The following is a 19,109-nucleotide window of genomic DNA, read 5'->3' as shown; positions in this document are numbered from 1 at the left end:
AAGTATAAGTGTCTATGGTTGGCCTGCAGAAACGCTTTGCATTGCTTTTACCGCTTGTTCAGCCTTTTCCATAGGAACAAAAATATGATCGTGAAAATAGGCTGCAACAACGTTGGCGCTTATCTCTCGGCGAGCTAAAGCCGCAGAAATTGCTGCGGTCATACCTACAGCGTTAAGGCTGGAGTGAACATGGCAGGTAATGCACTGAAATACTCCTGCGTACTGCCAGTTATTACTCTCCGCAAAATGTTGCTCGCAAATTAGCGTTATACCCTCAGACTCACGAAACCACCCTCGCACTTCAGGAACCCCAAAGGCTGAAAAAGCCGAATCTTCTACACTGACAAAAACGTAATGCTTCGGGTCCAGCTTTGGGTTTAGCTGGTTAAGCAACGTAATTAATTCAGTCTCGCCTTGCATGGACATAGCCTTCCTTAAATTTCAGCGACTAACGTTTCTATTCAACTTTACGGGCCTTTACACGTTTTCCTTTGATTTTTCCTTCCCTGAAATGGCGCATAGCCCGCTTCACGCTTCGCAATTTTATTGCAATGTAACTTTGAGCGCTCTGTACCGTAATTTTACCTATATCATCACCCGGAATTTGTGCATCTTGCGTCAACGATCCTAAAAAGTCCCCCGGGCGCAGTTTCTGCTTTTTGCCAGCCCCCGCAGCAATACATACATACTCAGGTTCGACTATGCGATTCGCATGAAAACGTAAACTTTGAGCTCCTACACTGTTAATATCCTTGCCCATTAGAAGCTGAATTTTTAGCAAAAAAGACTGCTCTTCTTCGCTACACAACGTAAATGCTTTGCCAGAAGCACCAGCGCGTGCCGTGCGGCCAATTCGGTGGATATGAACTTCCGGCTCTTCGCTTACCGCAAAGTTAATTACACAATCCACATCGGCAATATCCAACCCCCGCGCTGCCACATCGGTAGCTACCAGCACGGGCAAGGCGTCACTGGCAAACTGAACCAGCACCTCAGTGCGTTGAGGCTGCGTCATTTCGCCTTGAAGCATGCCCGCAGTAAATCCTGACGCTTGTAAGTCCTGCACAGCTTCGTTCACCTGAAGGCGAGTGTTACAAAACACAATTGCCTTCTTCGGCTGATAGTGAGTCAACACCGCCTTCAGCGCCAGCTTACGCGTACCCGGCGTCACCCGATAAACCATTTGTTCAATATCAGGCTGGGTTTCCGCCCGCGCTTCCTGCTTATACACCACCGGATTGGAAAGATAGGTTTTCGCTAAAGCTTCAATCTCGGATGTATAGGTGGCGGAGAACAACAACGTTTGGGCGTTTTTATCAGTTTGGCCGAAGAGCGCGGCAACATCATCAGCGAATCCCATATCCAGCATGCGATCTGCTTCATCCAGCACGCGCCATTTTACGGAGGATAAAGCTAACCGCCGTTTACCTAAGTGATCCATCAACCGTCCGGGGGTACCGACAATAACATGACAACCAAACTGTAATGACTTGATCTGAGGGCCAATAGACTGGCCGCCGCACAATGCCACCACTTTAAGGTTTGGCATCTGCCGCCCTACCCGCCGGATCTGCTCTGCAACCTGGTCTGCCAGTTCTCTTGTAGGGCAAAGAATTAAAACCTGTGGCTCCAGCCGGGTAAGATCGATTTTATTGAGCGCTGCCACTGCAAAAGCGACTGTCTTGCCGCTTCCTGTTTGCGCTTGCGCCAGAATATCTTTGCCAGCCAGAGAGTCTGGCAATGTTGCACACTGAACAGGCGTCATCATGGTTAAAGATTGCTGATCAAGCGAAGAAAGAATAGCGCTGTTGATACTTAATGTTGAAAATGCTGTCATGGTTTACTCTGTAGATTTCCATAATTTAACGACACCATTTTCAATATGAAGTGGAACCGCAAATTCGTTGTTCATGTCACGGCTCCATACCGATGACCACTGTTTATATGAGTCGGAATGCTTAACCTTTACCGCAGCTTGACGTAATTTTTCCACTAATAACGGATTAGTTCCTTGCTTGGACACTACGAGATAAGTAGTGATTCGTTTAAAATCCATTACCAGTTGAATACTGGCACAAAAGATTGCCATTTGTTGGCAGCTAAATTGTACTGCGCCATCGGAAGCAAAAATATAATCCACCGCCCCTTTTAGCACAGCATCTGTGGCTGCATTCCAGCTTTCAAACTCTTGTCGCTTCAGCCATGCTTCCTGTACCAGCTTGCTGCGATAATCCTGCTTTAGGACAGCAATCAGTTTTTCTTTAGGAATTTCAGACAACCGCTTATACCGAATATTTTCCTGCCCATAAAGGCCGTGCATGTTTTGAGTTAACGGCGTTATCCAGTGAAAGAGGTTTTCTCTTTCCGCTGTTCGAGCCACGGCGAAAGCCAATACGTTTGGTTTATTTTTAGATTCACGCAAAATTCTTTCCCAGGGCGCGGCAAGCAACTCCTGCTGGAGATCCGCTTCAGCCAGTATTTCGCGTACCAATCTAGCGGCGTAACCTTCTATTTCACCACGACTATTCAGTTCCGCAAAATACGGGGCTAAGTCGGCAATTACCCATAAGTCTTCACTCTTAAGTACCTGATAACGTCCTATAATTTCAAGCACGCCATCACGTTCAGATACTTCCAGACCAAAACGCTTTAGCTGGAGCAATGCCCCGGCAACAAGTTTCTGAAAACCGGTAGACAGCTTGTATTGTGCAGCGGCTTCAATTAAGCGCGTCGCTAACGCTTGATTTTCCGCAGTCTTTGGAAGCGCCAGATAGCTCAGTGACGCCTTCTGCACATTCACCGGCACCAGAGATTGGCAGTTAAGATGGCTTCTCTCACAAACTAACGCCAGCCCCATTTGTGAGAAAAATAGACCTTCTACCCTTTCTTTTAATACTGCTTCAACACCCTGCTTCCAGGTGCTAACGCGCATAATGCTCTCAACGCGGTTTTCTTTTAAAATATCTTCTCGAAAGTCGTCGCGCACCACCGCCACAGTTTTTATATCGCTTAGCGCCATTTCCTTATGACTGTTTAAAGATGACGATGCTTTGATAAAAAGTGTGGCTGGATTAGCGGTAATTGCCGTTATCCAGTAAAATTTGTCTTCTCGTTCCGGTGTCCGCGCGATGGCTGTCGCTAGCGTGGCGGGATGTTTCTGCATCCGCAACAACACGCGAGCCAAAGGCATCGCACGAAATTCTCCGCGCAGGCCCGCCTGCTGCAAAATCGCGCGGGCCAGCTCCACCGAATAGCCGGTCAACTGGCCGTTACTGTTCACTTCAGCAAAAACAGGTAGCGGCGAACTCACTACGTCAATTGTATCTTCTACAGCCTGGCCTTTGCCAGAAAATGCTTCTAACATGCAAAAAAGCATCAAGGCCGTTAGGAAGCGCATTAGCTGAGCACGCTTTCCAATTTCCAGCGCAACGTTTTTCCTGCATAAAAAGGCACCATTTCCGTACCATCTGCCAGTGTTACCAGTTCAGGAACCTGCCAAGGTTGCTCCACTAACGTAATGGTTCCTTCATTTTTAGGTAGACCGTAAAAGTTCGCTCCGAAGTCACTTGCGAAACCTTCCAGTCTGTCAAGTATACCCAGTTGATCGAAGACTTCGGCATATAATTCGATTGCGCTCCAGGCGCTATAGCAACCTGCGCACCCGCACGCGTTTTCTTTTTTATGTCTTGCATGTGGGGCAGAATCCGTCCCCAGGAAAAATTTTGGCGATGCGCTCGCCACGACTTCTCGTAACGCCTGTTGATGAGAATTGCGCTTAAGTACAGGTAAGCAATAATTATGCGGACGCACGCCCCCGACCAGTAAATCGTTACGATTGAGAAGTAAATGTTGCGGCGTAATAGTGGCGGCGACATTTGCAGAAGCAGCATTAACAAAATCAGCTGCCTCAGCTGTGGTGATATGCTCAAACACCACTTTGAGATCAGGGAACGCTTCTGTAATTGGGCCTAAATGAGTATCGATGAAAATCTTTTCTCGATCGAAAATGTCCACATGGCTTTCTGTCACTTCCCCGTGCACCAACAATAACATGCCGACTTCCTGCATGGTTTCAAACACCGGGTAAAGCGATTCTATACCGGTAACCGCAGCCGCAGAATTCGTGGTAGCGCCAGCTGGATACAGCTTGCACGCAACCACACCGGCTTGTTTGGCTTCGCGAACCATATCAGGAGAAGTCTGATTCGTCAGATACAGTGTCATAAGCGGTTCAAAGGTGCTGTTAACAGGTCGAGCTGCAAGAATTCGAGCTTTATATTCCATCGCCAGCGAAGCTGTGGTTACAGGCGGTACCAGATTCGGCATGACAATAGCGCGAGCAAAGCACCGCGCAGTTGCGGGCACTGTTTCTGCGAGCATGTCATCATCTCTGAAATGCAGATGCCAATCGTCTGGAGTACGCAGTGTGATTTTTTGCATGAATATTCGCCCTTTCGCTTGCGTTGAAAACGGCGTTATTATGCCTCAAATCGAAAGACCCCGCACTAAACATGGGAGGTCTTCTGTCCTTTTCAGCTTTGTCCTGTTGAGGCAACGCGTCAGGATTTCTTGGTATACGCAGCAATAATAACGATGCGGGTACCGTTTACTTTTCCTTCAATGTGCGCCGGATTATCACTCAAGCTGATGTTTCGCACCACCGTTCCGCGCTTTGCGGTAAAGTTGGCACCTTTAACATTGAGATCTTTAATCAGATGTACGTTATCTCCTGGCATGAGTGATGTTCCATTAACGTCCAGCGTCGGCTCACAGTCCAGATTAGCAGTTCCCGCTTCCGCCCACTGTCTGGTGGCGTCGTCAAGATACATCATATCCAGCAAATCCTGTGCCCAGGTTTCACCACTTAGTTTGTGCAGCATTCGCCAGGATACAACCTGCACTGCCGGGACTTGAGACCACATAGCATCGTTTAAACACCGCCAATGGTTCATGTCAATTTCAGTTTCATTATTTAACTGGCTTCGACAGTCACCACAAGCCAGAATGGCAGTATCTGAATCCTCGGAGGGTGAGGAAGGCACCAGATAAACAGCTAAATCATTAGCACTGCCACACAGTTCACACGCCCCACCCGCACGCGCCATGACTCTTTCTTCTAACACAATTCATCCTGTCATCTCATTATCAGAAGAATAAATTGTATCACGGGTTTAGGCGTTAGGTTTATCTTGCATAGCGGACGGCATTGCAGATTGGTCCACATAGATTATTTTGCCTAAGTCATAGCCAAGGCTTTGAGCCTTTTTCAACAGTTTATCTACAATCTTTTCATCCAGTTCAGGCGTACGGGAAAGCACCCATAGATATTCCTTATCGGGGCCCGTTACCAAGGCATATTGATAATCCGCTTGATCAAGCGCAACGATAATATAGCTGGCATAAAAAGGGCCAAAAAAGGAAACCTTTAAATAACCGGTGTTTTCATCTTCGACAAAGTACGCTTCACCCTTTGCTTCTTCCCACTTTTGGGCATCATCGTTAAAGCCCTTGTTTAGTACATCAATGCCACCATCTTTTCGCACTGAATAGGTGGCGGTAACATGGCTTAAGCCTTCTTCAAAACTATGGGGAAATCGAGCAATTTCATACCATTTCCCCAGATACTTTTTGATATTAAACGGGCTGACCGGTGTAACTTGTTCTGGCTTTCCCGTACAAGAGAGCATGATAAGGCAACAAACAGCAATAAACACACTTACAAACGGAAAACTTTTCACAACTGACTCCTTCGCACATTTTTAAATATTAAGATTCTGCTGGTGAATCTCAGCCACCATAAGTCGTTTGCTCTCGGTGCACCCAATAGTAGAAATGCGAGACTCTTGTTTAAAACTGTTAGAAATACTGCAGAAAATTTTAGGTCCATGATAGGCTTGGATTTTGTTTTATATTTAGTTTCAGGTTAAATACTCGTATGTTAAATAAATACTTTCCTCACGCCAGCCGGTTAATCTATGGTTGCATGGGGCTCGGCGGAAAATGGGACCAAAACCCTGTTACACAAGCAGAGATAAAGCAAGCCCAAGCCATAATCGAGAAGGCGCTGGGTTTGGGTATCAATGTTTTCGATCATGCAGATATTTATACGTTCAATAAGGCTGAAACGGCGTTTGGGAAGGTATTAGCAGATGCTCCCTCCCTACGCGATAAGATGATCATCCAGTCTAAATGTGCAATACGCTTTGAAGATGAGAAAGGACCAAAGCGCTACGATTTCTCAGCTGACTGGATACAACAAAGTGTCGAAGGAAGTCTTTCGCGTCTTAATATTGAATGTCTGGATATACTTTTACTTCATCGACCGGATCCGTTAATGGAGCTGGAAGAAGTTGCCGATGTGCTGATGTCACTGATTCAAGCCGGCAAAATTAAGCACGTTGGTGTTTCGAATATGCACAGCCAGCAAATCCAATTTTTGCAAAGCGCGTTGAATACTCCTATTGTTGCTAATCAACTCGAAATGAGCTTAGGGTTTCGTGACTGGGTGGAAGACGGCATCACCACTGGCAGTGTGTACAATCGCGATAGTGGCTATGCGCCTGGTACTCTTGAATATTGTATGCAGCATGGCGTGCAACTTCAGGCTTGGGGAAGTCTGGCGCAAGGCAAGTACACTGGTGCGGCGACAGAAGATGAAGCAGCCAACGCCACTGCCGCTTTGGTGAGCAAGCTGGCCGCAGATTATGGTGTTTCTAAGGAAGCTATTGTACTGGGTTGGTTGACTCGCCATCCTGCTGGCATTCAACCCGTTATTGGAACAACTAATGTGAAACGTATAGAAGCCTGCGCACAAGTTAAAGATCTTATCCTCGAACGAGGGCACTGGTATGCGCTGCTGGAAACCGCCAGAGGCCAGGAATTACCTTAGGAGAATTGCATGCTTGAAGGCATTCACCATGTCGCAATAATTTGCAAAGATTACCCTCAGTCAAAGCACTTTTATACCGAAATACTGGGTTTCCAGCTTATTGCTGAAAATTACCGGGAAGCGCGGGAATCCTTTAAGTGCGACCTTGGCTTACCCGATGGAACGCAAATCGAATTATTTTCGTTTCCCGGCAGTCCTCCTCGTTTATCCCGTCCCGAAGCTCAAGGCTTACGCCATTTGGCGTTTCGGGTAAGGAATATTGAGAGTGTCATAGAAAGGTTAAAGTCGCACCGGGTGGAATGTGAAGCCGTTCGCATAGATCCTTACACTGGCAAAAAATTTACCTTTTTTGCCGATCCTGATGGATTGCCGCTGGAGCTTTACGAGATGCACCAAACGCATCCAGCGTAAATGGAGAGTTAACCGTCAATTTGGTCGCGCGTTAAGCCGATTGATGATCTATCAACGCTAACGCGCCTAACAAACCGGAATATGTTCCCAGACCTGGCGCGCAAATTATATTGGCTAACGATAAATTATCTGGAAACATTATGTATTCGTGCAGTGAACGCTCGCATTTCACTATAATTTTTTCGATCAGCCCAGTTCTTTGCATAACCCCGCCGCCGATTATGATTTTTTGCGCGCTGTAGCATACCATCAGGTTATGGCACATCTGTGCCATAACATCTGCCAGACTCCCCCACCCCTCATGATCATCTGGCAAGGTGTCGGAAGGCTGCCCCCAGATTTTTTCCAATGCCGGCCCCGAAGCCAGTCCCTCAACACAGTCTTGATGAAACGGACAGATTCCTTTTTGTCCTGCTGGAGCAACGACAAGCATATGCCCAATTTCGGGGTGAACCACACCGTGAAGCGGCTTCCCGTCAATAACCACACCGCCGCCTACGCCGGTTCCCACAGTGATATATATTGCTACTGACGCTCCCTGCGCCGCTCCCCACTTATATTCAGCCAGTGCCGCGGCATTTACATCTGTATCAACGGCTACCTGACAGGCCAACGCCTGGCTCAGACGTCTTGCCAGGGGTGTATTAATCCAGCTCGATTTCGGCGTTTTTGTAATACTGCCGAAAGTGGCAGACGTTCGGTTTAAGTCCAACGGCCCAAAACTGGCAATACCCAATCGCTTGAAGATATAACCAGCAGCGATATGCGTCTGGAAGAAATCAATAACCCGTGCCAGCGTTTCATCAGGTGACGTAGTGGCAATTCTGACTTGAGCATGAATATTTCTGTCTTTATCTATAATGGCGCAGATAAATTTAGTGCCACCAGCTTCTACCACAGCGTAATAATCATCCGTTAACGCCATATATACCAACCTTGAAAGCTACCAGCAGGAGCAAAATTAGTTTTAGCAAACATGTGTTATCAACTCTAAGAGGTTCATAATTACAGAACTGACATTTGTCCGCAGCCACTATATTGAGAATAGGAGAATACTGCCACGCACTTTCTTTATGGACAAGACTTGTCCATATTATCATGGCTGCTTTGCAGTAATAGTAATCCATCTTAAATGTGCTCTCTCAGCGCGAGAATTTTCCAACTTTTGGTAAGCCAGTTTCGTAAAGGTTTAGTGGGCAAAATCGAACGCAATTGGCGCAGCTCAAACGACTAAAAAAGTCGCGCCCGAAGAAAGGTTAGGATAACTCGTAGCTTAACCTTATTCGCGTCCTCTCCTAAAAATCTTTCCTTGGTAGGTTTCGGACTAAATCGTCCGACTTCTCCAAACTTTTTCTTCCTGTAACCGTATAACGTTAGCTAAATAGTTTTTATAAGAAACTCATTTTTCGAAACTCGGCTATAGTTATTAGGTCGGACCGAGACACAGGCGTTATCCATAGCTCGTTAGAAGCTTTCTGTGTGAGGGAAATGGCAATATTGGATTGATCGCGTTAGTAGATTACAAGGGATTGGTAATAGCGATCACGTTAACCATAGGAAACATCATGAATGCGAATGAGCAACATGAATACATGTGCCCGCATTGCAATCATATAAATGAAATTGAACATGACTGCATTCGGAATATGTATAAAGAGCAATACACAAAATGTAGTGAATGTGGGGCCAATCTGGAAATCGTGCCCGCAGATGGGATTGGAGATCAGATTAATCTGGTTGTTTCTGTTGCTGCGCCAGATAACGCAATAAGTTAACCGGCGCGCATCTTTTCTATCCGATACTTATGGGTGAAACAGCACACGAAATACGCTTTTGCTGTTATCGCATAAAAAACTCTCTTCTTAAATCGGCATCGGTGGTAAATTTCCCACCTAATGCTGACGTTCTGGTGTAGGAATGGGTATCTCTTATCCCGCGCGCTTTCACGCAATAATGAGTGGCATTAATACTCACTGCTACATCATCGCTTCCCGTTAACGTTTGAATAGCTACCATCACCTGCTGAGTCAGTCTCTCCTGCACCTGTGGCCGTTGCGCAAAAAAACCTACCAGGCGATTAATTTTCGATAAGCCTAGAACCGTATGTTTGGGGATATAGGAAACAGAGGCAGTTCCGTCAATAGTCACAAAATGATGTTCGCAGGTACTGACAAGACTGATATCTGACACCTGCACAGGCTGATCTAACTGCATTTTATTTTCGATCTGGGTGATTTTAGGGAATTTCCGATAATCTAATCCAGAGAAAATTTCGTCCACATACATTTTCGCAATACGTTTAGGCGTGTCAGACAGACTATCGTCACGTCTATCCAGCCCCAACGTGTCCATGATGTCGCTCATTGCCGCTTCAATGCGAGAACGCTTATCTTCATCAGACAAGCCTGTATTAATCATTGGCGTTTCTAAGCCTTTAGCTTCCAGAGCATGCCTGACCAGTAACGCTTCTTTAGAAATAGCAGGATCAAGTGCGCCACGCACAACAACGGCTTCTTTTGCTAACATTAACCTATTCCGACACTACATCATGGTACAGCTCTAGGGCATTTTTACGCAGAAGGTCCAGCCTTACACTCACCATGAAAAATTAATTAAATTATCTATCAGCACAAACAGAGGTATTACAAACTCTGCTGCGAAGGAGACTCGTATAGACACTCCTTAGTCTTACCGCAGGCGAGTGTAGTGGAAATATCGCTCTTGACTTCCCCACTCACGCTGCCCCCTGATTATAACATATCCAATTTGGAAACGTGCAGTTGAGCAATTAATAAACGCTGGCGCTTCCACTTCAAAAGCGGATTTTATCATTATCTTTCAGTTCCGGCGACTCATTGACGACGGGTTACGCATTGAATTCAGCTTGCTCTGCCTTTTTGTTTATCTATCGGCTTTCTGCAGGGATAGCGATATCTTGTGCATGTCACTTTGTGCGCCTGACTGGTAATCTTAAAATGAACAAACCAGGAACAAAAATAAGAATTAATGAAATGAGTGTTCGCAAGCGATTGGAGAGTCTGGCAGAGGTCGCTATAATTGCTGTCAACCCTGTTTTTGAGTAACGCTATGAATTCAACGCGACCCCTGATCCCCGAATGGGAAGAAATTGATGCCGTAATGCTGGCATGGCCCCACGCCAAGACTGACTGGGCGCCTTGGCTGGAGAAGGCACGCGCTACGTATCTGCAAATCGTGAATGCTGTTAATCAGTTTAATGCAGGAGTGATAATGCTTTGTCATCCTGATGATATCGATGAGCTAAAACAGCAGCTTCCTGCTGATGCGGCAATCATGCTTATTCCCGCTACCTACAATGACACCTGGATGCGTGACTACGGGTTTCTTACCTGCCGCGGCGATAACCACGGCGAACCCTTGGGACAACCCGTTGAATTTCGCTTTAACGGGTGGGGTGAGAAGTTTGACGCCACGGAGGATAATCGGGTAAATCAGCGTTATCTGGCTCAGCTGTGTACCGCTCCCATGCGCACCAGCCCTGTGGTGGCGGAAGGCGGTGCCTTGGAAATAAATGGCGAGGGCCATCTTATTACCACCGCACAATGCCTGCTGAACCCGAAACGAAACGGTGATAAGACGCTGGAGCAATACACTGAAACATTCAAAGATGTGCTTGGGTGTCAGCAAGTTACCGTGTTTCATCAAGGGCATCTTGAGGGCGATGATACAGACGGCCATGTTGATACTCTGGTGCGTTTTACGCCTGATAAAGGCCTGGTAATTCAGACGGCGGATAACCGTCCTGATGATAGTCATTATGCTGGCTTATCTGCACTTTGCGAGGAGTGTGAAAAGGCGTTTCCTGATCACGAACAGTTTCGTTTGCCGCTACCCGAACTGTTTAACGATGATGGTGAAAGATTACCTGCATCATACGCCAACTTTCTGATCTGTAATCGGGCTGTACTGTTGCCGGTATATGAACAACCTGAAGATGGTGAGGCCATTGCCATTGTTCAACGGGCATTTCCTCATCACAGTGTGGTGCCAATAAATTGCGCTACCTTAGTAAAACAGTTCGGTAGTTTGCATTGTATTTCCATGCAGGTGCCACAACATACGTTAAAAGAAAGTGTGTTAGCACAACTGAAAAAAGGAGTGTCTATTTATGCGACCGAAAACCCTTAAAGTTGGTGTTGTCCAGCAATCCGTCGCCAATAATGATAAAGCGACAAACTGGAATAAAAGTGCCAAACAAATTGCGAAGCTAGCTGAAGAGGGTTGCGAATGTATCTTGTTACAAGAGCTTCACAGCACGCTGTATTTTTGTCAGCAGGAAGACACTAATGCCTTCGACCTTGCAGAGCCCATTCCCGGTGATGCCACTGCTTTTTTTGGTGAAGTTGCAGAAAAGCACAATATCGTTCTGGTAACGTCACTCTTTGAGAAACGCGGCTCAGGCCTTTACCATAATACCGCGGTGGTGTTTGATCGTAGCCGGGAAATTGCGGGTAAATACCGGAAAATGCATATTCCTGATGATCCCGGATTTTACGAAAAATTCTATTTTACACCGGGAGATACCGGCTTTACGCCCATTGATACCAGCGTAGGGAAGTTGGGCGTGCTGGTGTGCTGGGATCAGTGGTACCCGGAAGCAGCAAGACTTATGGCAATGGCTGGCGCCGATTTGTTATTTTATCCAACCGCTATTGGCTGGGATTTAACTGATACCGAATCAGAGCGCGACCGCCAGTTTAATGCGTGGCAAACTATTCAGCGTTCTCATGCAGTCGCTAATTCGGTACCAGTGATAGTGGCTAACCGTACGGGGTTTGAAGCATCGCCAATTGAGGGAGACGCGGGGATCCAGTTTTGGGGTCAAAGCTTTATTACTGGTCCTCAAGGTGAAATTTTAGCTCAGGCGACCGATTCGGAAGAACAAACTCTGTCAGTCGAATTGGATTTAACCAGAACGGAAAAAGTTAAAAGGATATGGCCGTATTTCCGCGACCGTCGCATCGACGCATACGACGACCTCACTAAGCGCTGGCGCGACTAGCTCTCTGTCCCAGTTGCTCTTCCTGTTTGATCTGAATCGGGAATAACTGACCTCTCTAAATTCTGATCAGTTAGGTTACAAGCGCCAACTTCTAAAGGTGGCGCTTGTTTAACTTTCTGAAAAGTGTAATGCCTCGGTAATGGGTCATTGGCAGAAATGATTGTCTGAAAACTATTGTTCTCACTTTCTGCCCGGGCTTTTCCCCTTCCATCTTCTACTACACCAGCCCGGTTCCCCGCTTAGCCTTAGCAAGGGGCATCCAGCGAACAGCTAAAATGTCTCGCCCCGTAATTAGTGTAATCATCAAGAAAAACAGGCCTGAACCTAAGACGTAAAAACGTAGTTCAAAACAAAGATAACATGTTGCGCTTATCGCAAAACAAAGGGCAAACAGCCAACCTGCGTGTACTTGAATCGCGTTACCGCAACCTTTGCAACGTGCAGATTTGTCGTTTGCTAACGCGCGCATGCATATACTTGCCCCTTCGCAAATTGGGCACTTTCTTTCCGTAAGCATTAAGATTAAAGGTTGCTCTACAATGAGACCAGACTACCGGTTGTAGTTGCCCTCGACTACTGTGTCTTAGTACAGGTTTTAGTTATCCTCCACCCGCATAAACGGCGCCTTCAAATACCATGAAGCACTCACGCTCTTTCTTCGGTACCAATTCCAGCAGCGCCTCATGATTTACATTCAGGCCGCCTGTATATTGTCCAAATGCGGGTAAGACAAGATAGCGAGAAGATTTTAGAAAACACCGGCCCTGGTACCGCTGCCGATTAACAGCAATTTTGCATTTTGGGTGGAAGTGTCCGAGCAACTGCGGTTTGGGTGACGGTTTGGCTAAAGGTTCATGGCACAGCCGCAGGTTCGGCCAGATTATTTCCGCTACGCGTTCCCCGGGAATCGTATCGGGAATATGAGGATCATGATTTCCCAGTACCCAGTTCCAGCAAGGACTGTTGTTCACAAGATCAAGCAAAATTGTTATGTCCGCACTGCTCATACGGTTAACGCTGAGCTTATCGTGAAAGCTGTCGCCGAGGCAGATTACGGCTGTGGGCTGGTAATCATCAAGGAGCGACGCTAGCCGCGTAAGAGTGGCACGGGTATCTAAACGGGGTAAAGGGTGGGCAAAACTGCTGAGAAAACTGCCTTTTTCCAGATGCAAATCAGACACCACGAGGGTTCGTTTAGCCGGATGATATAAAGCGCAGCGCCCGTCCATTAACCATGTTTCGCCCGCGAAAGCCAGCGGCAGTACCGCTCGGGCTTTTAACTTCGCCGCCAGCCAACTCTCATTTACTGCCATGTTAACCTCCTTACAACCAGGTTAAGACGCCACATTTCCTGCCAGTATGGCCCTGACATCATCCATTAAAGATTCCGCTTCAGCATACAAATCTGCTTGTTCCATCAACGCATGTGCGCCGGCTCCTTTAATTTGTTCACTACGCACATCCAGCACAATAGGAATAGCCATTGGAGAGACTTTCGGTAAATCTATCAGCACGGTATTATTTGCAAATCGAATTAGCATATCGGCCAAACGCTTCAGGTCCAGTAACTCCCGCTCCGCATCGGCTCGCGTTACCGCCAGCAGAATATGGTCAGGGTCGTATTCGCGTAAGGTGTCGTAAATGAGGTCCGTTGAAAACGTCACCTGCTTCATGGTTTTGTGGGTGCTGTGGTAGTTTTGTTCAGCCAGTCCACTTACCACCGCCACCTGACGGAATGACCGCTTTAACATTGGTGCATGGAGCATCCAGTTTTCCAGTTCGTCTCCAAGAATATCGGGTTGAAAGAGTTCATCTAATTGCGTAACGCTGATTTTTTCCACACTACAAATCGATAGCCCGTAATCTGTTACACTGAAACTCAGAGGCTTCAGATGCAGTTTTTCCATCCGTCTCGTTAACAACATGCCCAACGTTTGATTGGCTTTTCGCCCCTCAAAAGTGTAATACAACGTATAGTTCATTTTGCGATAGGGAAACTGTTCGATAAGCACATGCTTCTTATCGGGTAAGCGAGAAAATGCAGACTGCAATGTCAGCCACTCCAGTACCTGCGCAGGCAGGGAATCCCAGTTTTCAGGTGTATCCAATATATGCCTTACCCCTTCTGCCAGAAATGTGGATAGAGGCATCTGGCCGCCAGCATAGCTGGGGATTTTTGGCTCCCCGCCCTTTGAAGGTCGCGCATGTAGCTGCATGTCTCGAATAGCTTCAAACTTCAGTACTTCACCGGCGAAAAAAAAGGTATCGCCCTGAACAAGTTGTTGGGCGAAATGCTCTTCAACTTCACCGATAATCTTACCCTGATTGCCTCTGCGGATGCGCTTAACTTTTAGTCGCCCCGCTTCTACAATAGTTCCTATATTCTGGCGATGCCGCTGGATTATTCTTTTCGAGGCAGGATAAAAAGCGCCCTCTTCATTTTTTACCAATCGCCGGTATCGTTCATAGGCACGCAAGGCGTAGCCTCCATCGACGGTAAATTGCCAAAGCTTGTCAAACTCTTGCCGAGAAATCCCTTGATAGGGCGGCGCATCAAGTACCTGGGCATAAATTTCATCAGGCATGGCAGGAGCACTGCATGCACAATTAACGATAAATTGCGGCAAAATGTCCATGGCGCCAGCGATTGGCGCTTCACCATCCAACAGGCCTTGTGCGATGGCGTCCATGGCCGCTTGACACTCCAGCGCTTCAAACCGATTAGCGGGGACAAGTAAAGCCTGGCTGGGCTCATCAAGCCGGTGATTGGCGCGGCCAATCCTTTGCAGTAGTCGGCTCACTCCTTTCGGGGCCCCAATTTGAATAACCAGATCCACATCCCCCCAGTCGATTCCCAGCTCCAGCGCAGAAGTACAGACCACCGCGCGCAGCTTACCCGCACTCATGAAACTTTCGGTGCGGCGGCGTTGCTCCTTGCTAAGAGAACCGTGATATAGCGCTATAGGTAATGCAGCTCGGTTCTCTTCCCATAACATTTGAAACACCAGCTCTGCCTGAGCGCGCGTATTTACAAAAACTAATGTGGTACGGGATTTTTCAACTGCTGCATAGACTTCAGGAATCGCATAACGTGCCATAAATCCCCCGAACGGCATGCGCGCTTCACTTTTGAGCATGGTTACGGCAGGCGCTACGGGAGCATCCACTTTTATTATACTGGCGGGTTCGCCGGTCTTGCCTAACCACGCAGCCAGCGCCTCTGGCTGGGCAACGGTGGCGGAAAGTCCAATACGATTGGCATTGGGTGAAAGGGCATGTAAGCGGGATAATGCCAGGGTGGTGAAATCACCGCGCTTATTTGCCACCAAGCTATGCACTTCATCAATAATTATCGTTTGCAGGTGACCAAAAATCTCAGGCGCATCAGCATAAGAGAGCAAAAGCATTAATGACTCAGGCGTAGTAAGAAGAATATTGGGCGGCTTCTTGCGCTGGCGCTGACGCTTGTAGGAAGGGGTATCGCCGGTACGGGTTTCAATAGTAACCGGTAAGTTCATATCCGCGACAGGAACTTCTAAGTTGCGATGTATATCCTGCGTAAGCGCTTTAAGCGGGGAGATATACAAGGTGTGCAAACCTTGCCTGGGAGAGTTAAACAGTGATACCAGTGATGGCAAAAAACCGGATAAGGTTTTACCTGCGCCGGTAGGCGCAATAAGCAGCGTAGCGGCGTGATTCGGTGCGTGCTTCAACATTTTTAACTGATAATCGCGAAGCTGCCAGCCTTTGTCATTGAACCATCGGGAAAATATTTGTGGAAGAATAACCTAATCCGTTCTCTGTTTTACCAATATTACGTGGCTTCCTGTTGTCCAGATTACCGTACCGCAAAGGAAGTTGAGAATATTCTGCTTGGCATCAACTTCAAAAGTCGCTCAGTTCGCAGAGGTTAATTAGGAATTTAATCCGTGGCTACCGCCGCACTTACTGCCGCCAAGCAACCAAAATCTGATAAATCCCGTATAGGACTGATAACCACTTTTCTGAACAGGCGCAATTATTTGGTTTGCCCAAGCCAAGAAAGAGCCCGCGATGTATTGTATGTTGAAAGTCTTACCTGCACTGCGCAGCCGACTTTATAATTGTCTTGGAGAGCGCTTTTGCACCCAAAACTCTGGATGACGGTAGAGCCTGAAGGCTTGTACTGCAAACCGGCGGATATTTATATCGACCCTATGCAGCCAGTACAAAATGCAGTTATTACTCATGGACATGCCGATCACGCGAGAGCGGGACATACTCACGTTTTTGCAAGTTCACCTACGCTGGATATTATGCGCACCAGATACGGCGAGGATATGGCGCAATCCACAAAGGCTGTAGCGTTGTATGAGCCGATAATGTTAGGCAAAAGTGATGATCCGGTTAGTATGACGCTCTTTCCCGCCGGACATATTCTCGGATCGTGTCAGGTAAGACTGGAATACCGCGGCAGCACGTTAGTGGTGTCTGGCGATTACAAACGACGCCATGATCCCACCTGCCTACCGTTTGAAGTTGTGCCATGCGATGTCTTTATTACAGAAGCCACGTTTGGCTTACCAGTATTTACCCACCCTCCTATTACTCATGAGATCGATAAACTGCTGGCTTCGCTATCAGTTTTTCCCGATCGTTGCCACTTAGTGGGTACATATGCATTGGGAAAATGCCAACGCGTGATTCTGGGTTTAAGACAAGCGGGTTACCATAAGCCAATTTACCTCCACGGCGCGTTAATTAAACTTTGCGAGCTCTACCAGCGGTACGACCTTGATTTAGGAGAGCTTATCGCGGTAAGTGATGTCGAGGATAAATCTTCTCTGGCAGGAGAAATTGTTCTGGCCCCACCTTCAGCACTTGCTGATCGTTGGTCTCGTTCGCTTCCCCAGGTACGCACTGTTATGGCCTCTGGCTGGATGCAGGTCCGCGCGCGGGCACGTCAGCGTCAGGCGGAACTGCCGTTAATCATTTCCGATCACTGCGACTGGCCTGAACTGGTACGCACACTAGAGGAAGTGGCACCATCTGAAGTCTGGGTAACTCACGGGCGTGAAGATGCGCTGGTGCACCAAGCTACCAAAATGGGATTTGCTGCAAAAGCGTTATCTTTGCTTGGGTACGATGATGAGGAAGAAACGGGGTAATGGAAGCATTCAGTAATTTACTGGAACAACTCTATTTTACTAGCAGTCACAACGCCAAAGTGGCGCTGGTGTTAGATTACTTAAATAACACTCCTGATCCAGATCGAGGTTGGGCAATTGCCGCCATCGCGGGCACGTTACGGTTTGATTTTTTCAAACGCAATGCAGTAAAGCAGCTTATGCTGGAACGTATTGATCCAGTTCTTTTTGAACTGAGTTACGATTATGTTGGGGAGATGAGCGAGACTGTCGCGCATTTGTGGCCCGCCAGCGAACAAGCTGCCAAAACGCCGCTACCGGCTCTTTCAGAAATCGTGTCGCAATTTCAGCATGCGCAACGACATGAAGTGAAGCCTCTGTTAACGCACTATCTCAACATTATGACCGCGCAACAACGCTGGGCGTTAATCAAACTGGGCACCCGCGGTCTGCGTATAGGTATGTCAGCGCGCAGTATCAAGCAAGTGTTGGCGACCTTTGGCAACGTCAATGTTACTGAAATAGAAGCCTTGTGGCATGGTGTTGAACCGCCGTACCTTCCTTTGCTCAACTGGCTTGAAGGAAAAGCCGATAAGCCGGATATGACCGAGCAGGTAACGTTTCATCCGGTCATGCTATCGCATCCTGTTGAGGATAGCCTTCTCAACACACTTAAGCCTGACGAATGGCAGGTAGAATATAAGTATGATGGTATAAGGGTTCAGCTAGTCAGTACACCTCACGGAAAGGCCCTGTTTAGTCGCACCGGTGACGATATCAGCTCGTCCTTTCCAGACTTACTCGACACTATCGATGGTCACGTAGTGCTAGATGGCGAGCTTTTGGTAATGCACGGCGATCAGGTGGATACCTTTAATGCCTTACAGCAACGCCTCAATAAGAAAAAGCCGAGCCGAAAGCTGATGACATCATTACCGGCCGGTTTAATCGCTTATGATATTCTACAGGTCGGAAAAGACTCGCTACTCTCCGAGCCGTTAACGCAAAGATACGCTCATCTTCGTCAATGGTTGGAAGCCGGTCATTCAGAAAGAGTGCATATATCTGAAACCTTATCGGTAGAAAATCAGGAAGCGCTACTGGCTTTACATCAGCATGCTTCTGAAAATACGTCGGTAGAGGGCTTGATGCTAAAGCGCAAGGACAGCGCTTATGTACCAGGAAGGCCAAAAGGGTTGTGGTTTAAGTGGAAGCGCGATCCTAAACATATTGACGCAGTTATTATGTATGCCCAGCGTGGGCACGGGAAAAGGTCGAGCTACTATTCGGATTTTACCTTCGGCGCTTGGCAGGAAGATACGCTATTGCCGGTAGGTAAAGCGTACTCTGGCTTTACCGATGAAGAGCTTAAAAAGCTCGACAATTGGGTTCGTCGGCACAGCATCGGTAGGTTCGGTCCAGTACGTGAAGTAGAAAAGCAGCTTGTGGTGGAAATTGCGTTTGATGCTGTACATCCCTCAACCCGGCATAAGTCAGGCGTCGCAATGCGCTTCCCTCGGTTTTATCGAATTCGTTGGGATAAACCGGCAAATGAAGCCGATTCCCTGGCAACATTGCAGGCCATGATTGAAGAGCAAGCCCACGAAGAGTGAGTTAGTATAAACCCTTCAGGAATATTAGC

General features: G+C 47.4%; 17 protein-coding genes. 7 read left to right on the top strand and 10 right to left on the bottom strand.

From position 1 onward, the window contains the following. Positions 1-12 precede the first annotated feature (12 nt). The 6 genes from CA267_RS11770 to CA267_RS11745 all read right to left on the bottom strand — a co-directional run bounded on the left by CA267_RS11770 (position 13) and on the right by CA267_RS11745 (position 5,738). On the bottom strand, positions 13-420 hold the full coding sequence (locus CA267_RS11770; protein ID WP_075609874.1) for an ACT domain-containing protein: 408 nt from the start codon (positions 418-420) through the stop codon (positions 13-15). Positions 421-457: 37 nt separating this feature from the next. Continuing rightward, positions 458-1,837, bottom strand: coding sequence for an ATP-dependent RNA helicase DbpA (gene dbpA, locus CA267_RS11765; protein ID WP_075607301.1), 1,380 nt, complete (start codon positions 1,835-1,837; stop codon positions 458-460). 3 nt (positions 1,838-1,840) lie between these two features. Then, positions 1,841-3,364, bottom strand: a complete 1,524-nt coding sequence (locus CA267_RS11760; protein WP_170669055.1) for a substrate-binding periplasmic protein — start codon at positions 3,362-3,364, stop codon at positions 1,841-1,843. A 32-nt stretch (positions 3,365-3,396) separates the two neighbouring features. Further along, the gene (gene pyrC / locus CA267_RS11755; RefSeq protein WP_075607303.1) at positions 3,397-4,440 is read right to left on the bottom strand and encodes a dihydroorotase; all 1,044 of its coding nucleotides are present in this window, start codon (positions 4,438-4,440) and stop codon (positions 3,397-3,399) included. 119 nt (positions 4,441-4,559) lie between these two features. Further along, positions 4,560-5,123 (bottom strand): PhnA domain-containing protein, encoded by a 564-nt coding sequence (locus CA267_RS11750; protein WP_217358030.1) that lies wholly within the window; start codon positions 5,121-5,123, stop codon positions 4,560-4,562. A 48-nt stretch (positions 5,124-5,171) separates the two neighbouring features. Continuing rightward, positions 5,172-5,738: a lipocalin family protein gene (locus CA267_RS11745; protein WP_321174003.1), complete on the bottom strand. Its 567-nt coding sequence runs from the start codon at positions 5,736-5,738 to the stop codon at positions 5,172-5,174. A gap of 197 nt (positions 5,739-5,935) precedes the next feature. Here CA267_RS11745 and CA267_RS11740 point away from each other — a divergent pair, with 197 nt between their 5' ends. Further along, positions 5,936-6,889 carry an aldo/keto reductase gene (locus tag CA267_RS11740; RefSeq protein WP_075607304.1) on the top strand — a complete coding sequence of 318 codons (954 nt, stop codon included), beginning with the start codon at positions 5,936-5,938 and terminating at the stop codon, positions 6,887-6,889. 9 nt (positions 6,890-6,898) lie between these two features. Next, positions 6,899-7,300: an SMU1112c/YaeR family gloxylase I-like metalloprotein gene (gene gloA2, locus CA267_RS11735; RefSeq protein ID WP_075607305.1), complete on the top strand. Its 402-nt coding sequence runs from the start codon at positions 6,899-6,901 to the stop codon at positions 7,298-7,300. 31 nt (positions 7,301-7,331) lie between these two features. Here gloA2 and CA267_RS11730 read toward each other — a convergent pair whose 3' ends face one another. Further along, on the bottom strand, positions 7,332-8,225 hold the full coding sequence (locus CA267_RS11730; RefSeq protein ID WP_075607306.1) for an ROK family protein: 894 nt from the start codon (positions 8,223-8,225) through the stop codon (positions 7,332-7,334). Positions 8,226-8,865: 640 nt separating this feature from the next. Here CA267_RS11730 and CA267_RS11725 point away from each other — a divergent pair. Next, positions 8,866-9,075: a hypothetical protein gene (locus CA267_RS11725; protein ID WP_075607308.1), complete on the top strand. Its 210-nt coding sequence runs from the start codon at positions 8,866-8,868 to the stop codon at positions 9,073-9,075. A 64-nt stretch (positions 9,076-9,139) separates the two neighbouring features. On the opposite strand, the gene folE is transcribed toward CA267_RS11725, so the two are convergent. Further along, positions 9,140-9,826, bottom strand: a complete 687-nt coding sequence (folE, locus tag CA267_RS11720; RefSeq protein WP_075607309.1) for a GTP cyclohydrolase I FolE — start codon at positions 9,824-9,826, stop codon at positions 9,140-9,142. Between the two features lie 561 nt (positions 9,827-10,387). On the opposite strand from folE, the gene CA267_RS11715 reads away from it, so the two are divergent. Beyond that, positions 10,388-11,467 carry an agmatine deiminase family protein gene (locus CA267_RS11715; protein WP_075609877.1) on the top strand — a complete coding sequence of 360 codons (1,080 nt, stop codon included), beginning with the start codon at positions 10,388-10,390 and terminating at the stop codon, positions 11,465-11,467. After that, the gene (locus CA267_RS11710; RefSeq protein ID WP_075607310.1) at positions 11,448-12,341 is read left to right on the top strand and encodes a carbon-nitrogen hydrolase; all 894 of its coding nucleotides are present in this window, start codon (positions 11,448-11,450) and stop codon (positions 12,339-12,341) included. The genes CA267_RS11715 and CA267_RS11710 overlap by 20 nt, the downstream gene beginning before the upstream one ends. Positions 12,342-12,940: 599 nt before the next feature. On the opposite strand, the gene pdeM is transcribed toward CA267_RS11710, so the two are convergent. After that, entirely contained in the window at positions 12,941-13,654 is a 714-nt protein-coding gene (pdeM, locus tag CA267_RS11705) for a ligase-associated DNA damage response endonuclease PdeM (RefSeq protein ID WP_075607312.1), read from the bottom strand. Between the two features lie 21 nt (positions 13,655-13,675). Continuing rightward, a complete protein-coding gene (locus tag CA267_RS11700) occupies positions 13,676-16,114 on the bottom strand; it encodes a ligase-associated DNA damage response DEXH box helicase (protein WP_269748483.1) in 2,439 nt (812 codons plus the stop codon). Positions 16,115-16,480: 366 nt separating this feature from the next. On the opposite strand from CA267_RS11700, the gene CA267_RS11695 reads away from it, so the two are divergent. Both CA267_RS11695 and CA267_RS11690 read left to right on the top strand, forming a co-directional pair. Further along, the gene (locus tag CA267_RS11695) at positions 16,481-17,488 is read left to right on the top strand and encodes a ligase-associated DNA damage response exonuclease (protein WP_083638180.1); all 1,008 of its coding nucleotides are present in this window, start codon (positions 16,481-16,483) and stop codon (positions 17,486-17,488) included. Beyond that, positions 17,488-19,080 (top strand): cisplatin damage response ATP-dependent DNA ligase, encoded by a 1,593-nt coding sequence (locus CA267_RS11690; protein ID WP_075607315.1) that lies wholly within the window; start codon positions 17,488-17,490, stop codon positions 19,078-19,080. The genes CA267_RS11695 and CA267_RS11690 overlap by 1 nt, the downstream gene beginning before the upstream one ends. The last annotated feature ends 29 nt before the right edge of the window (positions 19,081-19,109 follow it).

Source organism: Alteromonas pelagimontana (assembly GCF_002499975.2).
Classification (GTDB): Bacteria; Pseudomonadota; Gammaproteobacteria; order Enterobacterales; family Alteromonadaceae; genus Alteromonas; species Alteromonas pelagimontana.
This window is presented reverse-complemented; position numbering and strand designations above follow the sequence as displayed.